Genomic DNA, 22,449 nt, shown 5'->3' with positions numbered 1-22,449 from the left:
CCATTCGTGTTTTACAAATGGTTTGTTTGCTATACCCTTTTTTAAAAAATATTATTTTTTAAAATTTACTTGACTATTATTAGCTGGTCTTTTAGTTAAAAAATCACTTTCTTATATCTCTTATTCAATTTTTCTTTGATGAAAAGAGAGAAGTTTTCATGATATCCAAACTCAAACTTATTTTTATCTAGTACAAGTACATTCTTTTTATCAAGATAAAAATAATAATTACTTTTCGTTTCATATACCTTATAAATACTTAAATAATTAATTTCTTCCATATTAAACTTATTTGAAGCCTTAAAGGTATCTTCATAAAATTCATATTCATTAACATAATCTTCAACTTTATACTTCATTTTAACTGTCATATATGGAGGCAAAAATATTAATGCTAGCCACACTGAAGAAAATATTAAGCTAATAATTAATCTCTTACCATCTGAATTTTTAAAGAACATTCCAATACCAGAAGCAGTCCATACTACAGGCATATATAGAAGTATTATAATTAGAAGTTTATTACGAAATAGATTAAAATAATTAAATCTCATTATTTCTTTTTTTGTTATTTCACTGTTATTTTTAAATAGTATCTTCATTAAATCTCCTTTAAATTATCTGCTTGTTCAAGATTTTTTTGAGCTGCATAAATTGATTTACTTCCATTAAAGAAATAAGCAATTGTGCATATTATAAAGAAATATGGCATGTACTGATAACCAAATACTTCTGCTCCTATAAATATTGGCGCTAAAAATGTATTTGTGGCACTTCCAAATACAGCTGCATATCCAAGAGCTGCTACAAATTCTACTGGCATACCTAAAACCAAAGCTAAAACTACACCTAAACTAGCTCCTATAGAAAATAGAGGTGTAACTTCTCCTCCTTGAAATCCTGCTGATAATGTAATTATAGTTAATATAAACTTTAGTATCCAGTCATAATTATAAATTTGCTCTCCATTAAAGCTTTTACTAATAAGATTAGTCCCAAGTCCTGAATATCTTCCCATGTGTAATAAAAGCAATACTATACTTAAAAATATCCCTATAATAAATATTCTTTTTATAGGATTTTCAATTTTGTAACTTAAATATTTCTTTCCTTTACTTAAGAAATGTGCAAAGGCTCCTCCTACAATTCCAAATATAATTCCTATTAAAATCATTTTAAAAATAAAATCTGGAGTTACTTCTATTGATGAATTAAGATTAAAAGAAAATTTTTCAAGTCCTAAAAAATGTGAAGTGAAACTTGCTGTAAATGAGGCTACTACTGATGGTATTAAAGCTTTATATTCAATAATTCCAACTGTTAAAACTTCAAGTGCAAAAAAGACTGCTGCTATAGGTGTTTGGAAAAGTCCTGCAAAACCTGCTGCCATACCTGTTATAAGCATTATTTTTTTAGCATTTTTTATTTTTTGTCTGCTTCCTGCTATATCTGCAACTGTAGCTCCTATTTGAACAGCAACTCCTTCTCGACCTGCACTTCCTCCAAAGAGATGTGTTATCCATGTAGTAAGCATAACTAAAGGTACAAGTCTCTTAGGTATGCCCTCCTCTTCTCCGTGAGCACTTTCAAATATTAATGACATTCCTTTAATACTATTTTTTCCAATCTTAGAATAAGTATAAATTATAAAAATCCCAGCTATTGATAAGAAGGGAATCAACATTAAAGGATTTGCATCTCTAAACTCTGTAATTTCAATTAATACTTTTCCAAATACAGTATCAATTATTCCTATAATTATTCCAGCTATTATTGAGATAAAACTTAATATAAAAACATCTTTGTACTCAGAATATGGTTTATTAATCATATTTTCTCCTTTCTAACACAAAAAAGCTGATGACTCTGTAATAAAAATTATTACAGAAGTCATCAGCATAATATGCGGTTTAGATATATTATCAAGGGAGAACTTCATTCCCTATATCTAAAAATATATTATTTCTTTATATATGTCAATTATTTTTTAAATACTTCCTTATCAAGTTTACCTAAAGACTTACCTACAACTACTGCTGTAGTATTTCCACCATTAACGTTAAGCATTGTTCTACCCATATCTAAGATAGGATCTATTGCAAGAATTCCACCTGCTAATGGGAAGTATGGTCCAAGACCAATTCCTGATAAAACAACTGAAACTGACATAGTAGCTGTTCCAGGTAGTCCTGCTATACCAAGTGAGCTTATAGTTATTACAATGATAAGCATTATGTAGAATCCTGCATTCATTTCCATTCCAGCCATATTTGCAACTGTTACTGCCATTAATGCTGGATATATACCTGCACAACCGTTCATACCCATGTTAGCAGATAAACTTGCAGCAAAGCTTGCTACACCTTCATCTACACCTTGATTCTTTGTTAAAGTTTCAATACTTACAGGAAGTGTTCCTAAGCTTGAACGTGATGTAAATGCAAGAACTAATGCTTGCGAAACATTTTTAAGATATTGAATTGGACTTAATCCATTTACAGCTATTATAATTAAGTGAACAATGAACATAATAGCAACTGAAATATATAAAGCAACAATAAACTTAACCACAGAAACCATTGAAGCAAGACCTCTTGAAGTTATTGTATTAGCAAGCATAGCAATTACTGCATATGGCATAAACTTAATAACTGTCATAGCAACACTTACTATTATCTTGTATAGAGCTTCAGTTAAATCTACAAATGGCTTTATTACATCTGCATATTTCTTTCTCATTCTTCTTGTTGCTAATCCTAAAAATGTTGCAAATATAATTACAGCAACAACATTACTTTCTGACATTGCTTTAATTGGATTAGCTGGTAGTAAACCTCTTAAAGTATCAACAATAGGAACAACTTCCTTTAAAGATACATCTATCTCACCTATGTCAACACCAACACCAAGGTTCATTAATCTTCCAATAGCAACTCCAATTATTGCTGCTATTGCAGTAGTTCCCATTAACATACCTATTGTTCTAAAAGTAAGTTTACCTAAGTTATCATTCTCACCCATATTTATTATTACTTTTAAAATCGAAATAAACACCATTGGAACTACAAGCATCTTTAATAAGTCCATAAATCCTGAACCTACAAATGAATACCACTTACTTACTTCTTTAAGCCATGTAACATCAGATGGATCATCTGGGAAGCCAGCTACAGCTTGAATTATAACTCCAAGCACAAGACCTATTAACATACCATAAATTGTTCTAGTAGTAAATGGTACCTTTCTTTTTTCAAATTGTCTTATTATAAAGAATGTACCTATTATTACTGCTATAAAAAGAACTGTTTTAATATTTGTTATCATCAAAAAATCTGATAAAAATGAACCACTTTCCATAAAACTTCCTCCTCTTATAATCTTTAGCTTCAAATAACCTTTAACACTTATATGCATACTGTGTTATACTATTGCTATATTATAATATATAATATAGATAGTTGTCTATATATAATTTAAATTTTATAATTTTTAAATAAACTATATATTATATCTTATATATTATTGACATTTAGGAGGACAATTATGAAAATAGTAATTATAGGCGGAGTTGCTGCTGGTATGAGCGCTGCTGCAAAATTAAAAAGATTAAAACCAGAATATGATGTAGTTGTTTATGAAAAAACTGATGTAGTATCTTTTGGTGCTTGTGGACTTCCTTATTTCGTTGGTGGATTTTTTGATGATTCTAAAGAAATGATTGCAAGAACTGCTGAAGAATTTATAAAAACAGGAGTTGATTTAAAAGTATTCCACAAAGTTATTAACATTGACACTGATTCAAAGACATTAACTGTGGAAAACTTAAAGGATTCAGAAACTTTTGAGGATAAATACGATAAATTAATGATTGCTACAGGTGCAGATAGTATTATCCCTCCAGTTAAAAATATAAATCTTGAAAATGTAACTACTTTAAAAACATTAGATAATGGGTTCCATTTAAAAGATCTTTTAAATAAAGAAGAAAATAAAAATGTAGTTATAATTGGTGCTGGATTTATTGGTGTTGAAGCTATTGAAGCTTGCAAAAAGCAAAATAAAAACGTTACTATATTCCAACTTGAAGACAGAATATTAAATGCTGTTTTTGACAAAGAAATCACTGATGTTTTAGAAGAAGAAATTAAATCTCATAATGTTGATTTAAGAGTAAATGAAGCAGTTTCAGAGCTTGTTGGTGATAAAAAGGTTGAGGCTGTTATAACAAGCAAGGGAGAAAAAATTCCTGCTGATGTAGTTATTATTGCAACAGGTGTAAAACCAAATACTGAGTTTTTAAAAGATAGTGGTATTAATATGCTTCCAAACGGTGCACTAATTGTAGATGAATTTGGTAAGACTTCTATAGAAGATATTTATGCTGCTGGTGACTGTGCTACTGTAAGAAACATTGTCTCAGGAAAGGACACTTATGTACCTTTAGCTACAGGAGCTAATAAGCTTGGAAGAATAGTTGGAGAAAACTTAGCTGGATTGGATACAAAATATCCAGGTTCATTATCTTCAAGCTGTATAAAAGTTATGAACATGGAAGCCGCTTCAACTGGACTTACTGAAATGCAAGCTCAAAAATTAGGCTTAAATTATAAGGCAAAATTTATAACAGATTTTAACCAAACAACTTACTACCCTGGAAGAGATAAAATTTATGTTAAGTTAGTTTATGATGCTGAAACTAAGGTGATCTTAGGTGGGCAGGTAGCTGGTTTTAAAGATGCTGTTCAAAGATGTAATGTAATAGCAGCTGCTATTATGGGTAAAATGACAACTACAGAACTTGGTATGCTTGATTTATGTTATGCACCACCATTCTCTAGAACTTGGGATGTTCTAAATGTGGCTGGTAATGTGTCAAAATAGTAGTAGATAGTATTTATTAATTTCTTATAGTAAAAATGGATTGAATCTAATGTTCACTCCACTTTTACTATATTTTTTATATTTAATAATTTTATATAAATTTATTTTCTAATTATGATTTTAATATTGGTATTTACTATATGTTACTAAGAAGACTTAGCTCATAACTAGAGAATAAATTCCATAAAGAGCAACAAGTACAATTACAACTGCAAATATAGCTTCGCCTTTACTAAATATTTTTTTATCATTCTGTTTTCTAGCTATCATATAAAGTGGAATTCCAAGTGCATAGAAAATAAATGAAATAAGTGTATATTTAATCTGTGCTGAATATGCCATAAAGAGAATATATATAAATGCAAGAATACCAATTATTAATGCTTTGTTTCTGCTATGCTTTTTATTTCCATCAAAGTCATGGCTATCCTTATTTTTACTAATTTTAATCAGATACATTGCAGAAAATAAATATGGCGGAATAGTCATAACAGCAACAATAGTTAAAAGCATTTGATATGCATTGTTATCAAAATGAGAAATTAAAATAATTATTTGAATTACAATAGTTGCTACAATAATTGAAACTACAGGAACTCCTTCTTTAGAAACTTTTGCAAAAGACTTAGGAAATGATCCATCATCTGCGGCCGCATGTTGAGGAAGTTCAGCTAACATTTCAATCCATGAAATCCAGCTTGAGAAAACAGCAAATAATAGTGCAATAGTTATTACGTCACGTCCAATAGTACTATGCCATAAATTCATAAGAATATATGCAGTAGATGGCGAAGTCATATTAGCTAATTCACCATATGAATATACGCCAAGTGAAAATATTCCTACACTAGCATACATGACTAAACAAATAACAAAACCTAGAACTGTTGCTTTAGGTACTAGCTTTACATCTTTTGCCTTATCAGACATAACAACAGCACCTTCCACACCTCCAAATAGCCATAATGTAATAACTATAGTATTCATAACTTGATGCATAAGACCACCCATAGGCTTATCATCTAAAGCTGGAATAGATATATAAGCAGCTGAATTATCAGTGAAAGTATGTATATTGAAGTGCATTAAAACAGTCGCTAAGAATACAAATACAACTGAAAGCATAAAAGCTGTAGCAACTTTTTGAATTACGCTTGAAACTTTTACTCCTTGAAGAACTAAAGCGGTGATTAACCATGTGATAATAGAAGCGCCAATAACTGAAGGCCAGTTATTCCCTCCAGTAAAAACTCCTGGGAAAAAGTAATTTAATGTACTCATAACTAAAACTGCATATGCAGCATTTGTGGCACATTGGCAAACAAAGTAAGCCCAGGAAGTAAAGAAACCACTAAATGGTCCAAAACCAACCTCGGCATATTTATATAACCCAGCAGTCAAATCTGATTTAACATCACTAAGGATAACAAACATTTGTACAATAAACCAGATACCAATACCAGTAATAACCCAAGCAATAAGCTGTCCAGTAACTCCAGCACCAGCAGACATATTTTTAGGTAAATCAAAGACACCTGTACCAACCATAGCACTAATACAAAGTGCGACAAGTCCTATTAACCCTAGTTTTCCTGCTTTTGATTTTTCATTTTCCATAATAAACTTATCCTTTCTATATAGTCTATAAATAATTTAGGGATATAACCCCTGCGCGTCATTTTACACCCTGATTTTGAATAAGTCTATTAAAGCTAATTTAATTTTTGATTTTATATAAGATGTATTTTTATTAATTTTACTTTTAGTCTTTATTTATATATATATATATCAGATTTATTTAAATATAAAAATTATTTATTTTATTAAAATTACAAAATCTTTAAAGAAATGTTTTAAAATAAATATCTTTTTTAAAAAAAGACGGCTAAAAGCCGTCTTTTCACATAATCTTCTACTCTAAATCTAAATTTTTATATCTAAAGTAAGCTATATACATAAATATTGCCGAATATATTATTCTCTTCATCAAAATTATCCACATATTTAAGTCATTGCTTAACGCTATTTCTACTGAATTGTAATTATTAAATGGTAGTATATACTCAAGTATATTTCCTTTTACAAACATAGATGCAATAAAACAGAATAGCATAATAACTATGGTAACTATAGTGCTAATTTCTACCTTCTTTAATATTGACAATATGCTAACTGCTAATGCTGCAATGGATATATTACCTACTGCCTGCAATAAAAATATCTTCATTAAAAAAATAACACCCTGATCTTCTGGTATAACACTATTGGTTGCAATTTCAAAAGTATCTCCTGATTCAAAAAACATTCCTACTATAATAGAAATAATAAATACTTCAGCTGTAATGACTAATGAATATAATATTACTGATACTATTTTTGAAGCTAGTATTTTTCCTTCAAGAGTTTTCTTAGTTTTTATTATCTTCATAGTATCAAACTTATACTCTATCCCTAATATATAAGTGCTTATAGCCAAAAATATACTAAAAATAAGTATACTACTAAAAATATATACTGTATTTATGGGAATAGCATATCTAGTTATTCCATTCATATTTAAAGCAACAAATAAATTAACTAAAATAGTAAGTACAAAAACAATTATTATGGAACAATATATAGGCTTACACTTAAATATTTTTTTTAGTTCATACCTCATAATATTATTCATCATTTACGCCTCCCTATTTTCCTTATTTATGAGACTTTCGCTTATTATATATAAAATAAAACTATAAGCTCCATAGACTAACAAAGCTAAAATTATATTCTCAATAAAGCCACCCATACTATTTACTGTAAACAAATCATTTTGATAAAAATCCATATATGTTGTTACAAGGAACTTACTTAATACTTTAGGAAAAAGATTTTTAATTATGTTTAATACTAAAGTAGATACAACTGAAATTACTATTGCTAATACCTGATTTTTTATTATAACTGAAGCTAATATCCCTATAGCTATGATAAATAAATTACTCATCCACATTTCTATCATTAATAAAAATACTTTTATAAAAGATTGTCCAATTCCTAAATCACTTGCCAATCCACTCATCCCATATTTAACTGCTCCTATTACAAATAACACAATAAATTCTAGAAGGTATATTATTAGCACATATAACATTATGGCTAAAATTCTTGATATATATATTTTTCTTATTGGTGTATGTCTAATGCTTACATATATCCCTATTCTATTTTCAAACTCATTAGCAAATAGTAATGCTGTACAATATACTGTTATAAACATCATAATTCCAAACATGTTTATATTATTTAATACCCCAACCATATATTCAAAATTACTTGCTATTTGACTCTGAGTAGACATAAGTATTAAGGAGTAAACTATTATTACTAAAACAGCAGCAGGAATTAATATTTTTCCTATTCTAGATTTCTGAATTTTATTGAATTCAATTTTTACTAAATTCATTATTATCCTCCTGAACCACATCAAAAAATAATTCTTCTAGTGTATTTTTTGATAAATACATTTCTCTTATTTTTAAGCCCTTTCCAGAGAAGTATTCAAATAGATCTTCAGGCTTACTACTTCCAATCTTAAAGCGTATTTCTTCATTTCCAATATTAGTTATATCTAGATTTTTATTTTGTGCTTCCTTTTTAACTGCTTCAATATTACCGCTATTTATTATATATTCATTATTTTTCTCACTAAGTAACTCAGAAGCTTCTCCTTGAAATACTACTTCACCTCTTTTTAGAATAATAACTTTATTACACATCTTTTGGATTTCATTTAATATATGGCTTGCTACCATTATAGTAATTTTTCTTTCCGTGCTAAGTCTAATTATTAACTCTCTTATTTCCTTTATTCCTTCAGGATCTAATCCGTTAGTTGGCTCATCTAATATCAATATTTCTGGATCATTTAATAAACTTTGAGCAATTCCTAATCTTTGTTTCATTCCTAAAGAATAGCTAGATACTAAATCTTTTTCTCTTCCCTTTAATCCTACAAGCTTAAATATAGATTTAATTTTATTGTCATCATATACACCTGAATATGCTGCAAATATTTTTAAATTTTCCTCTGCACTTAGGTAATTATAAAATGCAGGTCCTTCTACTAATGCACCTATTGATCTTAAAACGTCAGCTTTATTCCTACTTATATTTTTTCCATTTATAACAATTTTTCCGCTTGTTGGTTTTATAAGACCTAACATCATCCGTATTGTTGTAGTTTTTCCTGCTCCATTTGGACCTAAAAATCCAAAAATATCTCCCTTTTCAATCTGAAAACTCACATCTTTTACTGCTACTTTTCCTGTTTTATATGTTTTGTTTAATCCTTCAATATCAATAATAACATCTTCCATAAACTCCCACTCTCCCTTTTTTATATATCAAAAATCCATAAACCTTCTAATCAAAATCACTTATCTTTTAATTTCCATTCACAGATTATACTTAATTCATCACTAACATATTCCGCTCTTATATCTCCTTTTAATCTTGTTACAAGGCTTTTTACAATAGCTAATCCTAATCCCGTGCCAGTGTTACTTGTCTCTTTATCTATCATATAAAATCTATCAAATATTAGATTAATATCCTTTAAAGTAACATTAGGACATTTATTAGAAACTATTAATTTTACAATATCATTTTCCTTAAAAACTTTAACTTTAATATAGTCTTCTCCATATTTAAGTGAATTAGATATTAGATTCTGGATTATTCTTTTAAAACTGCTCTTCTCTCCTTCAAGTATTAGTACTTCTCCGTCTATTAATACATTCATATCTATATTTTTCATTTTTACTTGTTCATAGAATGACAATATTTCTTCCTGAACTATAGGCACTATATTTATCGGTTCTAGCTCTATCTCTTTGTCTATTGCAAAGATTAATTCAAATAAATCATTAACCATATCCTTCATAAACTCAGCTTTTCTCTCAATAGCCTGTATCCCTTCAATAGGTTCAATTTCTTTTTGTTTAATTAACTTTATATTTCCCATAATTATTGTTAATGGTGTTCTTAAATCATGTGATATATTGGATATTAGGTCTCTAATTTTATTTTCAAATACTTTATTGTTATGTTTAGCAATTTTATATACTTCAAAATATTCATTTATTTCTGATGCCAATATTTCTATATCCTTATCAAAAATACTTATACTTACCATCTTTTCTTTTTCATCATCTTTAAAACTTTTAATCTGACTAGAAATACCTCTTATTTCTCTCTTAAGCTTCAATATATATGTTAGTAATAAGAAACATATTGTGCTTAAAACTACAATAATGACTACAATAGTACTGCTTCTTAAAGTGATCATTTTATATTTCTTCTTTCAACCTTATAACTTGCTATAAAATACGTTATTATTATTGTTGTAATTGCAGATATAATAGCTATTATCATTATTTGCCACTGAAGTGAAGAAATTGCTAATTGACCTATATTAAATGGTAAAATATCCGATATAAACTTAACTGTAAAATCTAATATTTCATTTATTATATATAATCCTACAGAGCTAACTATTGTAATCACTATGTTCTTACTTAAAATAGCTATCATTCCTGTTATACTAGCAGTTGCTATACCACAAAATATTGAGATAATAAGTATTCTTATAATTGAAAACTTTTCATATTCTCCAAATCCATTTAAAATAGAAATAATTATAGTTGGTAATAGCGTATAAATAGCCATAATGGCAATAACAGCAATAAAATAAGCAATTAATTTACTCACAATTACACTTCTTCTACTATACCCATAGGTAAAGGTTCTATTTATAGTATTTTTCTCAAAGTCTTTTGCAATAAATTCAGCTGCAAGTATAGAAAAAATTAAATTTTGAAACATGAATTGTCCTGATAAAGCCTTAAATTCTTGAATACCAGTCATATTTAAATTAGGGTCGCCTCCAAGATTACCTTGATATTTATAAATTAGCGTCATTAGTACTGCTACTATTACAGCTATAATAAGTGATAATTTTGTTCCCCTATCTCTTAAAAGTTTATATAGCTCACCTCTAATTAAATTAATAATCATTAGCTCACCTCCCCAATTAGATTACTTAAGTAATCTTCTATAGATTCATTTACATGCATACATTCTTTTATTCCTATATTATTCTTTGATAAAACATATATTATTTTTTCTGTATCTAAATCATCATAAATTCTTATACTTTCCTGAGATGTTATTTTGTAGTTCTTAATATTTAAATCTCTCTCTAAAATTATTGCTGCTCTTTCTACATCTCTAACCTTTATATGAATATATTTTTTACATATATCATTTAATTCTTGAGAATCAACTTCATTAATTATTGTTCCTTTGTCCATAAATATATATTTATTAGCAACAAAGCTTAATTCTGATAAAATATGGCTAGAAATAAGTATTGTCGTCCCTTTTTTCTTATTTATATCAATTATTAAATCTCTAATTTGTTTTATAGATATTACATCTAGCCCATTAATAGGTTCGTCTAGGATTAAAAATTCTGGACTATTCATTAATGCTAAAGCAATGGCTAATTTTTGTTTCATTCCTAGTGAAAAGTCTTTTACTTTTTTTCTTCCTACATTATTTAATCCAACTAGCCTTAAGTTTTCATCAATACATTTTTCACCTGGGATTCCTCTCTGTATTCTTGCAAGATTCATATTCTCTCTAGCCGTCATATTTTCATACAAATTAGGAGAGTCTATTAATGAACTAATACGTTGTCTTTCTTTTTGAAAATTTTCATTATTTCCAAATAACTCTATACTTCCAGTATCATTGACCAATAGCCCACAAATCACTCTTATAATAGATGTTTTTCCTACTCCATTTTTGCCTACAAGTCCATATATATATCCTTTTTCTATTTCCATTGATACATTACTTAAGATTTGTTCAGAATTGCAAACTTTAGAGACATTCTTACATCTAAATACATACTGTTTCATACCCTCACCCCCTATCCATACTCTTATATTAAGATATAATCCTATAATTTCAATTAAATAAATATTAACTAAATATTAAATCTTCTTAAGCCTATATCCTATTCCCCATATAGTTTCTATATATTCTTCATTAGTATTTTCTGATAATTTATTTCTAAGCCTACTTAAATGAACTAATATTAAATTATCATTTCCCCAATATGCTTCTTTCCATAAACTTTCATATAGATTTGCTTTACTAAAAATTTTATTAGAATTCATCATAAATAACTCTAACATTTCAAATTCTTTTAATCTTAATTTTATTTCTTTGCCACTAATAGTTACCTCTTTAGTTTCTCTATTTAAAGCTATGTCTCCATGTTTTAATATGGAGCTATGTTTTTGTGGTACTGAAAATTCCAAATATCTTCGTATATTAGAATTCACTCTAGCAATAACTTCATCAATATCAAAAGGTTTTTCTATAAAATCATCCGCACCTTTATTTAGCATATCTAATTTAGTTTTTTTATCTACTTTTGCACTAATTACTATTATTGGTGAATTAGTTATTTCTCTTATTTTTGATATCAACTCCTCTCCGCTCATTCCTGGAATTATTAAATCTAATAAAATAACATCTAATTCTATATCTTTAACATAATGTAACGCTTCAGTACCCGAAAAAGCTGAAGTTACATTATGCCCCTCTTTAATTAAAACTTTACTTAATATTTTGTTTATTTCATCATTATCTTCAACAACTAATATTTTTGCTTCTTTTTTCATTTAAAAAATCCTCTTTTATAAAAATAATATTATATATTATATTATAATTAATTTTCGTAACTTAAATTATATAATTTTCTAAAATATTCATTTTTTTCTATCAGCTCATCAAATGTTCCTATTCCTTTGATTTGTCCATTTTTTATAGCAATAATTTGATCATACTTGCATAAAAGTTCTTTTATTAACTTATGTGTTATAACAAAGCAAGTTATATCTTCTAAATTCAATATAGTACTCTCTATGCTGTAAGCTGTATTATTATCTAATGATGAGGTTGCTTCATCTAAAGCTAATACAGAATTATCTCTTATCAGTGCTCTAGCTATTGATATTCTTTGTTTTTCTCCTCCAGATAAATTATCACCATTTTCTCCCACAGAAGTATTTACTCCATTCTCCAATTTTTCAATAAGTTTCTCTAATCCTGCACTTCGTATTACTTCATTAAGCTTTTCATCTGAATAATCTTTATAGAGAACTATATTATCTTTTATTGTTCCATTAAATAAAAAAACATTTTGTTGAATTATACTTGTGATATTAAACCACTTATCAGGCTCAATCTTATTAAAATCAATATTATCTAAGAGAATTTCACCTTCATAATCATCATAATATCTTAACAATAACTTAAGTAATGTTGACTTACCGCCTCCACTTTCACCTACAATAACATACTTTTTGCCTTTTTCTATATTCAAACTTATGTTATCTAAAGCAAGTACATTATCATATTTAAATGATAAATTCTTTATGCTTAAATTCTTGTTAAATTTAAATTCAGATATATATTTATTTTCTTCTTTTATATCTTCATCTTTTACCATATTTTCATACACTGGTTTTACTGCCTGTATCTTAGCAACACATTGAACCGTATTTATTAATGGATTTACTATATAGTTCATTAATTGAACAATAGCTATTAATTCCCCTATAGTCATTTGATTATTTATACAAAAGTATGCTCCTAAAACTAATGTAACTATGAACATGAAATTTCCTGAACATTCACTTATGGAAGATACAACTCCCAAAAAGGCCTTTCCTTTAAACTTACTTTGTTCAACCTTAATATTGTAGTCATCAAAATCTTTTTCTACCTGCTTATTTATATTAAAGCTCTTTATAACATCAAACCCACTAAATATATCTTTAATTTTCCCTGTAAATTGTCCTAACATAGCAGAATAATTTTCTTTATAAAATGACAGCTTACTTAAAAAAATTCTGCTAATTATTATTGGTATCCATCCAACAACAAAAATAGCTAAAGTTATATAAATATTCATTGATAGTAATGCATAAATAGCAAATACAAATAAGAATAGAAAATTAGCCAAACTAAGTACACTAGAAAAATATTCAGATTCTAGAATCTGAATATCACCTGTTAAATTAGATATATATTTAGATGTATCTTCTTTTTTAAAATCTATTATGTTCTTTTTCAAAACCTTATTAAATACATCTTTCTTTAAATCTACAATACTTGCCTTTGTAAATTTAGCATTATAATATTCTTTTCCAATATTCGCCGCTAAATATAAAATCAAATATCCAATCCCTAAAACTACTGAATTTATAAACATATCTGTATTTTTATAAGTAGCTGTATCGATTATATATTCACATAGATATGCCATAAATATACCTATAAGTGAAGATATCACAATAAAAAATATACTAATGAAAAATAAAAGTTTATTCTTTAAAACATATTTTCTCATATTCTCTCCCCCATCCTTTGTTACTAGATAAATTTCTCTATTTTATCTAGATATGCTTTGGATTTATTAATCTCAAATTTATTACCAATAACTACTCTAAAGTATTTGTTTATCTGATTTAAAAATTTCTCCTTAACACGTTTTATATCTGCTTCTGAAATTTTATCAATATTATTAAGATAATTTTGCTCTTCATTTATATAATCCATTACAAATTTATCGCTATACCTATAGTCAACTTCCTTAAAGCTTTCTTTATAATCTATAAGTTGCTGCTTATAATAATTTATTTCTTCCATATTAATTTCTTTTTCTATGAAAGTTTTTAAATTATCCATTAAACTTATAATTTCTTCTATATTTGAAAATCTCATAATATAAACTACTACTGTTTTTTCTGAATAATAAGTTTTTATATCCACAAAATATACTCCCTTCTCTCTTGCACCTGGAAATAAATAATTACTATTTATATATTTTGCTAACAAACTCATTACATTAAATTCATATTCATCTTCATAATCATATTTAAATCCATATCCCATATAAAGCATATTAGTGTCATAGGTAACCCCTAAACTCTTAATATCTTTAATACACTCATCACTTCCATCATTAAAATTATTAGCAATATTACTTATTTCTGCTCTTATTTGTTTAGTCACAAATTTTTCTATAGAACTTTTAACTTCTTTTATAGAATGATAAGATATTATGCTTCCTGATTTTAATTTTAATTGTTCTTCTACTATATCCTTAAAATCTATAATTTCTGTACCTTGCAAGATATTTTCTACGAATTTATATGTATATATACTGTTAAGTTGAAAATCTAATTTACCTAATTCACTAAACTTTCCATTAGTTAATATCTTTATCAGTCTATATAATGACCTTTCATCCATTTCCTTAGTATCTTTAAATATACTGCTTAAAGCTTTCTTTAATAATTCTTCATCATTTGCTATATTACGTATTTCTTCTAAATATTTTTCTAATAATTCTAATGTATTTTTTTCTCTATATTCTGCAGTAGCTAAAATTATTAATAACTTTGACTTTATTTCATTTTCTTTTCCATTAAAATTTATAATTTTTAATGCTACATTATCCTTAAGAGAAGGATTATTATTATAGAATCCTCCATAAATTGAATTTACTATATCTACATATACGTTTAGTACTTGCTTTTCTTTTATACTTAAATGAGAAATATCTAAATATAAACTTACATATTCTCTATCTAAATCTTCATATACCTGATTAAATACTTTTACATTTTTATATTCATAAGTTTTTACATCAATAAAGTTATATATCCCTCTTTTAAAGTTATTTTCTTTTTTTGCTGCTGAGGCATTTTCTTTTTTGCTTGGCTTATTAATATGTTCTTTACTACTATCTTTTAGTAGTCTCATTAAATAAGGCTGAGCCTCATCATTTCTTTCATCATACTGCCTTGGAAATACCTTTATCCTTGAATATTCCCCACTTACTATTTGACTTTCTATAATCTCAATAAAATCTTTTGCACTAAATTCTTTTTGTGGTAACTCTAAATAATCTTCTAAAGAGATATCATAAGATTCTCTGTTTAAAATCATATCTCCAAGTTTTATTTCAAAAGGTTTTGATAGTTCAAATAAATTAAACATTTTCCTTCTAAGGCCATTAACTATATCTTCATTAATAATGCCTTTACAAATATTTTTAGATATATACTTTTTCAACTTATCAAAGCATGCATCTGCATTATATATAGATTCATTATTTGCAATAAAAAAGAATGTAATTACTCCATAACGATATGTATCATTTATTAATATTGCAAAACTCATATCTTCTATATTTCCAAATATCTTATCTATATCCGTATATATTACTTCCTTAAGATACTGAAGATACATATACTTTTCAGCAGTAAATTTTCCTATATTATATGAAAATGAAACGATATTTTTATCCATTGACTCTGATAAATAACTATATTCACCATGACTACATTTAAAATTTTCATTAGCCTTTACATCATAGTCATTATAATTATTCATACAAAATTCACCTATTAATTCTGTTACTTTGCTAATTTCTATATTTCCATACAAATAAATAAGAGGAGTATTATAATTATCCTTATAAAATGAAATAACATCTCCATAAACCGACTTAGCTATTTCACTTGAATCTCCTCCACATTGATAACCATAATTACTCCCCTTAAATAATTGAACATTTATTAATCTTTTTATTAATTCCATAGGATTACTTTTTATACTCTTCATTTCATTATAAACAACTCCATTGATAGTTAACTTTTCTCCTGTGGAATCATAGTAATAATCTATTCCTTCTCTAAGATATATTTCTTCCTTTTTTAGAAACTTTGGAGAATATAACTCTTTTAAAGTTATATTTATACTTGATAATAAATCCTCTTCTGATTCACTATAAATTGTAAATACAATTTTATCCATATTGGTTTCTGCTGATAATATGCTACGAAATTTTGAAAGATCAATTTCTGAAGCTATTGAGTGTTCCATAATATGAGCAACCCCTTTGTTATCTGTTAATTTTATAGGAATGCTTATTTTAAAAACGAACTTCCCATTTTCACTATTTGCATGGATAATTTTAATACCTCTCATATCATATATATTTGCTTCTATTCCTAGTACATTACTAAAATAATTTTTACATAATTTATATTGATTCAAGGCAATCCCCCCCAAATTAACTTCTCTGTGATGATATTATATTCATTATTTCTTCAAATTTTTTATCTATAACTGGATTTAATATATCTATATTTTTTTTGTTATTAAATAAGTCATAACAAACTTCACATACATTTACATAGCTTTCTTTTAGTTCTATATTTAGATTATTATTTTTAATTTCTTCTATTAACCAAGAAAATCCTAAATTCTTTACTAAAAACATAAGTTTATTTTGACTATAACTTTCTACTGCATCCTTTATAGAATCTTTACTTAAATCTGCTGATTTCATTGTTTCTGTAAAACCACCTTCTGAACAACAGCTATATACTTTTTTATTAGGTAATACAGTCATAACATCAGAATAATTACACTTAATATATCTTATGTCACTTGTAAAGAACTCTTCTCTATTAATATTTCTAGCCGATCCAAATGGAAGACATAATCTTTCTATAATTTCCACATCGCATATACAATCGCCCAATTCTTTGGTGATATCCCAAACTCTCTTACTATGTTTTAGAACAACACATTCAAGAACAACATGAAATTTTAATCTTTTGGCTGCAGTTATTATATTTCTTATATTTTCTATAGGAATGTATTTCATATGATATTCGTCAACACTTATTGTAAGCTGCTTCAATCCAGCTTGTATCAAATTAAGCATTTTCATTCCTGCTTCATCTAAGGTTTTAGCCCAGTAACCATTACTATTACAAGTTACATTCAAACCTTTTTTATATGCATGATTTATAACTTCTAATATTTCATCATAATATAATAAGGCCTCTCCCCCTGTAATAGCTAATCTATTTACTCCTGAGAATTCAACTGCTTCATCAATATATTTTTTAGCATCTTCAACACTAATCTTATTTGATTTATGAGGTGAACACTCAAAAGAACATATAGAGCAATTAGCATTACACTTATCTGTATATACTAGGCATAAAGTTGAATATTTGTTCATAACCATCTTACCTCTCTCTAACTATTCTCAATTTGTAAATTTGAATACATTTTTAATGCCGATTTTAATAAGTATCTTATATTTTCACAATATGGTTCATAAGTATCTGTTGTGCTGCCGTTGTATGTTAAATTAATATGGGCACAACCACCATTACAAATCTTTTTAGCTATACATTTTGAACAGTTTGTTAAATTCTTTTTCTTTTCTAAATTCAGATATCTTGGTACATCTACCCCATTATCTACATCTCCAAAAATATATTCATCATGTACACTTAATCTATGACATTTAAAGATTTGTCCTTCACTTCCAAACATAAGTACATTATCTGCATAGAAAGAACAATTGCCTCCTATACTTCTATTGTGTAAGCATGTTATCATATTTGTTAAATTATCTAACACTCTGTTTCCTCTTCCATGAATAGCTTCATAAGTAACATTTGCTGCCTTATCTATCTCTGCAAATAATTTTTTTAACTTTTCTTCTGTAACAGATAATTCTTCACTTTCAACAGAAGCTAATTCATAATGTACAGAAGTAAATCCCAAATCAGTCAATTCTTCTATTATTTCATTAAGCTTGTCCACATTATTCCCTGTAAGAGTTACTCTGGCAGTTACACTTCCTGCTGCTTCTAAGAAACCAGGTAAGTTTTCTTTTATCTTATAATAACTACTTTCCCCATTTATTTGAGGTCTATTAATCTTAGTTATTTCTTTTCCTCCATCCATACTAATTGTTATAGCAAAATCATTTTCTTTTATTATCTTTTTGTAATCTTCGTCTAAAATAGTTCCATTAGTTGTTACCATATAATGAACGTTTATATCTCTGTCTTTTAACAAATCATTTATATAGTTTATGCAATATATAAATATTTTTTTATTTATAAATGGTTCTCCTCCGAAAAAACATACATAAGAATCTTTAGTGTCCTCATCTAAGTTAGAATACCAATAATCTATACATTTCTTTGCTGTTTCTTGTGTCATTACACTTCTAACTCTTCCGTAATTTCCACCACTTCCATAACAATATATACATCTTAAATTGCAATCATTAGATATATTTAGCCATAAATGTTGCATTCTTTTTTTCTTTTTCCATTCATTAATATCAACATCATAATTTATACCAATTGTTGAGCTTTCTGTATTTAAATAATCTTTAATAGCTCCAAATGCTTCTTTTAAATCTTCAGCGGAATGTTTATGTTGTAATTTTTCAAATATCTCTTCCTTTTGTTTTCCTTCATTCAATAAATCAAAAACATCATTTATCACTTTATTTGATATATTAAAAAGCAATCTATCTCCATCAAAGAAATATTGCCTTCCCTTATTCTCCATAGTATATATATTCATATCTATTCTCCTATAAAAAATTATTCATATATGATGGATTATTTTCCACTATATATGTGTATAAATAAATTTTACATTTACTTATTTCTCTTTGTATTCTGCATGTTATACCCCTTTGCTCTTCTGAAAGTGCATTTACTTCAGATAAACATAATCCTCCACACATATATTTATTCCAACAGCTATTACATAATTTTCTTCCTTCTTTTACTTGATTGCTTAATGTAACTATTTTATCTACATTAAATCCTTCTTCAACTGTTCCAATTTCGTAATCATCCCACATTAACATATCACAAGGATATAATTTAAAATCAGGAGATACAGCAATAATATTTTCCATAGTAGAACATTTACAGTACTTAGATTGTCTCTTCTCTAACCCTGCTAGTCCATTAGTAAGTGGATAGCAATTTATTATTTCATTTTTATCTACTATTTTTGTTAAATAATGAGTTATTTTTTTTTATTCCTCAATTAAAATATCAGCATCTTTATCATCTATCTTCAAATCACTATTTTCTGTAATTACTTCTTGAAAATGAAATTTCGAAAATCCTTTCTCGTAAAATTCAGTAAACATTTCGCTAATATATAAGTTATTTTTAGTTATTGTGCAGTTTATACTTATTTTTTCTTTTACATCTTCCATCATCACAAACTTATCATCCATCAATGTTGAATAGGAGCTATTTTCACCTTGCATTGGTCTTAAATAATCATTTATCTTTTTATCATTACTATCAATGCTTACATTCAACATTAAATCCTTACTTTTCATCAAACCAACTAGCTTATCATCTACTAAAGTTCCATTAGTAATTACTATGTATGATAAATTTGCATTACATTCTTCTTCATTATTAATAAACTCATACACATATTTCTTATTAATTAGAGGTTCTCCTCCTACAAAAACAACTTTAAATTCATCGTTATGATTATTTTTATTTATAAAATCATATACCTTATGTAGATCTTCTAATTTCATGGTCCCACTTTTTCCATGGCATCCATCTTCCGCAAAACAATACTTACACCTCATGTTACACGAATAACTTGTATTTACTTGTAATGTATCTATATCTTTTTTTAAAGTTTTATTTTTTTCATTTTCTTTAATAATATTTCTTGCTTTATATTCTTGCTCTATATAAGGTAATAAACTTTCTATTAGCTCTATTTCTTCTTCATTTTTTATTTCTTTTAACTCATTAACTATTTCTTCATAGCAAGTTATATAATTAGCATATTTATTTAATACAGCACTAGCTTCTTTATCTATTTTAAATATAGCTAATGTACAAGGAAAAAATAGAAATTCCTTATCCATTGTTACAAATGTATAAAAAAGTTTTTGATCAATCATACTCTTCCTCCTAGCTATAATTTCCTATTATGTTAAAAAAAATAGACCTTCATAAATCGAGGTCTCATATAAAAGTTAAAAATAATAAATATATGCAAAAAATATTACTTTTTTGCATATATTCATTTAATCCCAGCCTACCCAGCAGATTACAGGACAACTACCTTTTCCAGCATCTGAACATAAGTTTATAAATACATTTTCTTTTTTGTTGTTTACTGATACAATTTTCATTTCCTTTTCCTCCCTTTTTATTCAAATTATTGTGCGCAATTAGATTACAATACTTATTTCCCAAAAAGTAAATAATTTTCTTTTTTTCTTATAAATTTATTTTTTGTATTTAATCAAAATTTAAACAAAACAAACTATTTTATAATTTAAGGCTAGTATCAGATTTTTGGGATACTAGCCTTTTTAAAGCAAAATATTCTATTAAGGTTTTAATATAACCTTTATACAATCTTCAAGTTTGTTATCAAAAATATTATAAGCATGTTTTCCCTCATCTAGCTTTAACTTATGAGTTATAATATCTGTTGCGTCAAATTTCCCCTGCTTTATAAGTTCTAAAATTGGATCAACATACTTTTGAGCTGGGCACTGACCCATCTTTAATGTAATATTTCTTGAGAAAAAATCTCCTAAAGGAAATAAATTATACTTAGCACCATAAGCTCCAACTAAGACAACAGTTCCACATTTTCTTACTGCCTGTGAAGCTATTTCAATAGCAGATTTTGAGCCTCCTTGAAGCTTTAGTTTAGTTTCAATTTTTTCAAAAGTACTCATTTTTCCATCCATACCAACGCAGTCTAAAACCACATCTGCACCACCATGAGTTATTTCTTTTATAAATTCTCCAGTATTATCATAGTCTTCAAAATTAATTGTTTCTACCCCTTTATATGTTTTAGCATGATTTAATCTGTAAGGTACATTATCTACAGCAATAATGCGTTTTGCACCCTTAAATATTGCCCATTTAATAGCTGTAAGTCCTACAGGACCACATCCTAAAACTACTACTATATCTCCTTCCTTTACTCCTCCTTGTTCAACTCCCCAATAAGAAGTTGGCAGAACATCAGTTAAAAATAAAACCTGCTCATCTGTTAATTCTTCAGGTACAACTCTTGGTCCAACATTAGCATAAGGCACTCTTAAAAATTCCGCCTGTCCTCCAGGATATCCACCAAAGGTATTGCTATATCCAAGTATTCCTCCAATCTCAAAATTAGGATTTGAATTATCACACTGACTGAAATTTCCGTGTTCACACTGCCAGCAATGTCCACAAGCAACTGGGAAAGGTACAATTACCCTATCACCTTTTTTTAAATTAACTACATCTTTTCCTGCTTCTTCGATTATTCCCATAGTTTCATGACCAAGTCTAAAGCCATGAGGCATATTAGGAATCAATCCATGAATTAAATGTAAATCTGAACCACAAATAGCTGTTGATGTTACCCTTACAATAATGTCATCATCCTTTTCTATTTTAGGATCTTCAACATTTTCTATATCTACATTCTTAACTCCGTTATAAACAATAGCCTTCATATTTCCCGTTGCCAAAACCTTATAAAACTTTATAAAGCTTGTTTAATTCCTTATTCAACCTGTCTGATTTTGTAATGAATAAATTCATATACTACTCT

19 protein-coding genes and 1 riboswitch are annotated in these 22,449 nt (G+C 27.2%); of the genes, 1 reads left to right on the top strand and 18 read right to left on the bottom strand.

The annotated features are described in order from the left end of the window. Positions 1–95 precede the first annotated feature (95 nt). The 3 genes from BM384_RS06355 to BM384_RS06345 form a co-directional block, all read right to left on the bottom strand. The gene (locus tag BM384_RS06355) at positions 96–602 is read right to left on the bottom strand and encodes a YcxB family protein (protein ID WP_090012216.1); all 507 of its coding nucleotides are present in this window, start codon (positions 600–602) and stop codon (positions 96–98) included. Continuing rightward, positions 602–1,831, bottom strand: coding sequence for a chloride channel protein (locus tag BM384_RS06350; protein WP_090012215.1), 1,230 nt, complete (start codon positions 1,829–1,831; stop codon positions 602–604). The genes BM384_RS06355 and BM384_RS06350 overlap by 1 nt, the downstream gene beginning before the upstream one ends. 46 nt (positions 1,832–1,877) lie before the next feature. Beyond that, positions 1,878–1,952: riboswitch (Fluoride riboswitch) on the bottom strand. A gap of 28 nt (positions 1,953–1,980) precedes the next feature. Then, positions 1,981–3,357, bottom strand: coding sequence for a cation:dicarboxylate symporter family transporter (locus BM384_RS06345; RefSeq protein WP_090012213.1), 1,377 nt, complete (start codon positions 3,355–3,357; stop codon positions 1,981–1,983). 186 nt (positions 3,358–3,543) lie between these two features. On the opposite strand from BM384_RS06345, the gene BM384_RS06340 reads away from it, so the two are divergent. Beyond that, the gene (locus BM384_RS06340; RefSeq protein ID WP_090012211.1) at positions 3,544–4,881 is read left to right on the top strand and encodes a CoA-disulfide reductase; all 1,338 of its coding nucleotides are present in this window, start codon (positions 3,544–3,546) and stop codon (positions 4,879–4,881) included. 156 nt (positions 4,882–5,037) lie between these two features. On the opposite strand, the gene hdcC is transcribed toward BM384_RS06340, so the two are convergent. From hdcC to BM384_RS06265, 15 genes are all read right to left on the bottom strand, one after another. Continuing rightward, positions 5,038–6,498: a histidine-histamine antiporter gene (gene hdcC, locus BM384_RS06335; RefSeq protein ID WP_090012210.1), complete on the bottom strand. Its 1,461-nt coding sequence runs from the start codon at positions 6,496–6,498 to the stop codon at positions 5,038–5,040. Positions 6,499–6,793: 295 nt separating this feature from the next. Further along, entirely contained in the window at positions 6,794–7,555 is a 762-nt protein-coding gene (locus tag BM384_RS06330) for an ABC-2 transporter permease (protein ID WP_090012209.1), read from the bottom strand. Then, positions 7,556–8,326 (bottom strand): ABC transporter permease, encoded by a 771-nt coding sequence (locus BM384_RS06325; protein ID WP_175537301.1) that lies wholly within the window; start codon positions 8,324–8,326, stop codon positions 7,556–7,558. It lies immediately after the preceding gene. After that, positions 8,307–9,239, bottom strand: coding sequence for an ABC transporter ATP-binding protein (locus tag BM384_RS06320; protein ID WP_090012206.1), 933 nt, complete (start codon positions 9,237–9,239; stop codon positions 8,307–8,309). The genes BM384_RS06325 and BM384_RS06320 overlap by 20 nt, the downstream gene beginning before the upstream one ends. A 56-nt stretch (positions 9,240–9,295) precedes the next feature. Beyond that, entirely contained in the window at positions 9,296–10,210 is a 915-nt protein-coding gene (locus tag BM384_RS06315) for a sensor histidine kinase (protein WP_090012204.1), read from the bottom strand. Beyond that, positions 10,207–10,938, bottom strand: a complete 732-nt coding sequence (locus tag BM384_RS06310) for an ABC transporter permease (RefSeq protein ID WP_090012202.1) — start codon at positions 10,936–10,938, stop codon at positions 10,207–10,209. The genes BM384_RS06315 and BM384_RS06310 overlap by 4 nt, the downstream gene beginning before the upstream one ends. Further along, a complete protein-coding gene (locus BM384_RS06305; protein WP_090012200.1) occupies positions 10,938–11,846 on the bottom strand; it encodes an ABC transporter ATP-binding protein in 909 nt (302 codons plus the stop codon). The genes BM384_RS06310 and BM384_RS06305 overlap by 1 nt, the downstream gene beginning before the upstream one ends. Positions 11,847–11,921: 75 nt before the next feature. Next, positions 11,922–12,617: a response regulator transcription factor gene (locus tag BM384_RS06300; RefSeq protein WP_090012198.1), complete on the bottom strand. Its 696-nt coding sequence runs from the start codon at positions 12,615–12,617 to the stop codon at positions 11,922–11,924. A 47-nt stretch (positions 12,618–12,664) separates the two neighbouring features. Beyond that, positions 12,665–14,350, bottom strand: a complete 1,686-nt coding sequence (locus BM384_RS06295) for an ABC transporter ATP-binding protein (RefSeq protein ID WP_090012196.1) — start codon at positions 14,348–14,350, stop codon at positions 12,665–12,667. Between the two features lie 23 nt (positions 14,351–14,373). Beyond that, entirely contained in the window at positions 14,374–17,067 is a 2,694-nt protein-coding gene (locus tag BM384_RS06290) for an insulinase family protein (RefSeq protein ID WP_090012194.1), read from the bottom strand. A gap of 16 nt (positions 17,068–17,083) precedes the next feature. Beyond that, positions 17,084–18,046: a radical SAM protein gene (locus BM384_RS06285; protein WP_175537300.1), complete on the bottom strand. Its 963-nt coding sequence runs from the start codon at positions 18,044–18,046 to the stop codon at positions 17,084–17,086. 17 nt (positions 18,047–18,063) lie between these two features. Further along, a complete protein-coding gene (locus BM384_RS06280; protein ID WP_090012190.1) occupies positions 18,064–19,416 on the bottom strand; it encodes a radical SAM/SPASM domain-containing protein in 1,353 nt (450 codons plus the stop codon). Positions 19,417–19,426: 10 nt separating this feature from the next. After that, entirely contained in the window at positions 19,427–19,759 is a 333-nt protein-coding gene (locus tag BM384_RS06275) for an SPASM domain-containing protein (protein WP_090012188.1), read from the bottom strand. A 123-nt stretch (positions 19,760–19,882) separates the two neighbouring features. Then, positions 19,883–20,785, bottom strand: coding sequence for a radical SAM protein (locus tag BM384_RS06270; RefSeq protein ID WP_090012186.1), 903 nt, complete (start codon positions 20,783–20,785; stop codon positions 19,883–19,885). A 435-nt stretch (positions 20,786–21,220) separates the two neighbouring features. Further along, positions 21,221–22,351, bottom strand: coding sequence for a zinc-dependent alcohol dehydrogenase (locus tag BM384_RS06265; protein WP_090012184.1), 1,131 nt, complete (start codon positions 22,349–22,351; stop codon positions 21,221–21,223). Positions 22,352–22,449 lie beyond the last annotated feature (98 nt).

Source organism: Clostridium sp. DSM 8431 (assembly GCF_900116755.1).
Classification (GTDB): Bacteria; Bacillota; Clostridia; order Clostridiales; family Clostridiaceae; genus Clostridium.
This window is presented reverse-complemented; position numbering and strand designations above follow the sequence as displayed.

What these genes read in the sequence shown, in the direction of transcription:
- BM384_RS06315 (WP_090012204.1), bottom strand. Translation starts at nt 10,210, where the DNA reads ATGATCACTTTAAGAAGCAGTACTATTGTAGTCATTATTGTAGTTTTA.
- BM384_RS06300 (WP_090012198.1), bottom strand. Translation starts at nt 12,617, where the DNA reads ATGAAAAAAGAAGCAAAAATATTAGTTGTTGAAGATAATGATGAAATA.
- BM384_RS06285 (WP_175537300.1), bottom strand. Translation starts at nt 18,046, where the DNA reads ATGAACAAATATTCAACTTTATGCCTAGTATATACAGATAAGTGTAAT.
- BM384_RS06340 (WP_090012211.1), top strand. Translation starts at nt 3,544, where the DNA reads ATGAAAATAGTAATTATAGGCGGAGTTGCTGCTGGTATGAGCGCTGCT.
- BM384_RS06265 (WP_090012184.1), bottom strand. Translation starts at nt 22,351, where the DNA reads ATGAAGGCTATTGTTTATAACGGAGTTAAGAATGTAGATATAGAAAAT.
- BM384_RS06355 (WP_090012216.1), bottom strand. Translation starts at nt 602, where the DNA reads ATGAAGATACTATTTAAAAATAACAGTGAAATAACAAAAAAAGAAATA.
- BM384_RS06295 (WP_090012196.1), bottom strand. Translation starts at nt 14,350, where the DNA reads ATGAGAAAATATGTTTTAAAGAATAAACTTTTATTTTTCATTAGTATA.
- hdcC (WP_090012210.1), bottom strand. Translation starts at nt 6,498, where the DNA reads ATGGAAAATGAAAAATCAAAAGCAGGAAAACTAGGGTTAATAGGACTT.
- BM384_RS06345 (WP_090012213.1), bottom strand. Translation starts at nt 3,357, where the DNA reads ATGGAAAGTGGTTCATTTTTATCAGATTTTTTGATGATAACAAATATT.
- BM384_RS06310 (WP_090012202.1), bottom strand. Translation starts at nt 10,938, where the DNA reads ATGATTATTAATTTAATTAGAGGTGAGCTATATAAACTTTTAAGAGAT.
- BM384_RS06275 (WP_090012188.1), bottom strand. Translation starts at nt 19,759, where the DNA reads ATGGAAAATATTATTGCTGTATCTCCTGATTTTAAATTATATCCTTGT.
- BM384_RS06270 (WP_090012186.1), bottom strand. Translation starts at nt 20,785, where the DNA reads ATGATTGATCAAAAACTTTTTTATACATTTGTAACAATGGATAAGGAA.
- BM384_RS06350 (WP_090012215.1), bottom strand. Translation starts at nt 1,831, where the DNA reads ATGATTAATAAACCATATTCTGAGTACAAAGATGTTTTTATATTAAGT.
- BM384_RS06305 (WP_090012200.1), bottom strand. Translation starts at nt 11,846, where the DNA reads ATGAAACAGTATGTATTTAGATGTAAGAATGTCTCTAAAGTTTGCAAT.
- BM384_RS06330 (WP_090012209.1), bottom strand. Translation starts at nt 7,555, where the DNA reads ATGATGAATAATATTATGAGGTATGAACTAAAAAAAATATTTAAGTGT.
- BM384_RS06325 (WP_175537301.1), bottom strand. Translation starts at nt 8,326, where the DNA reads ATGAATTTAGTAAAAATTGAATTCAATAAAATTCAGAAATCTAGAATA.
- BM384_RS06320 (WP_090012206.1), bottom strand. Translation starts at nt 9,239, where the DNA reads ATGGAAGATGTTATTATTGATATTGAAGGATTAAACAAAACATATAAA.
- BM384_RS06280 (WP_090012190.1), bottom strand. Translation starts at nt 19,416, where the DNA reads ATGAATATATATACTATGGAGAATAAGGGAAGGCAATATTTCTTTGAT.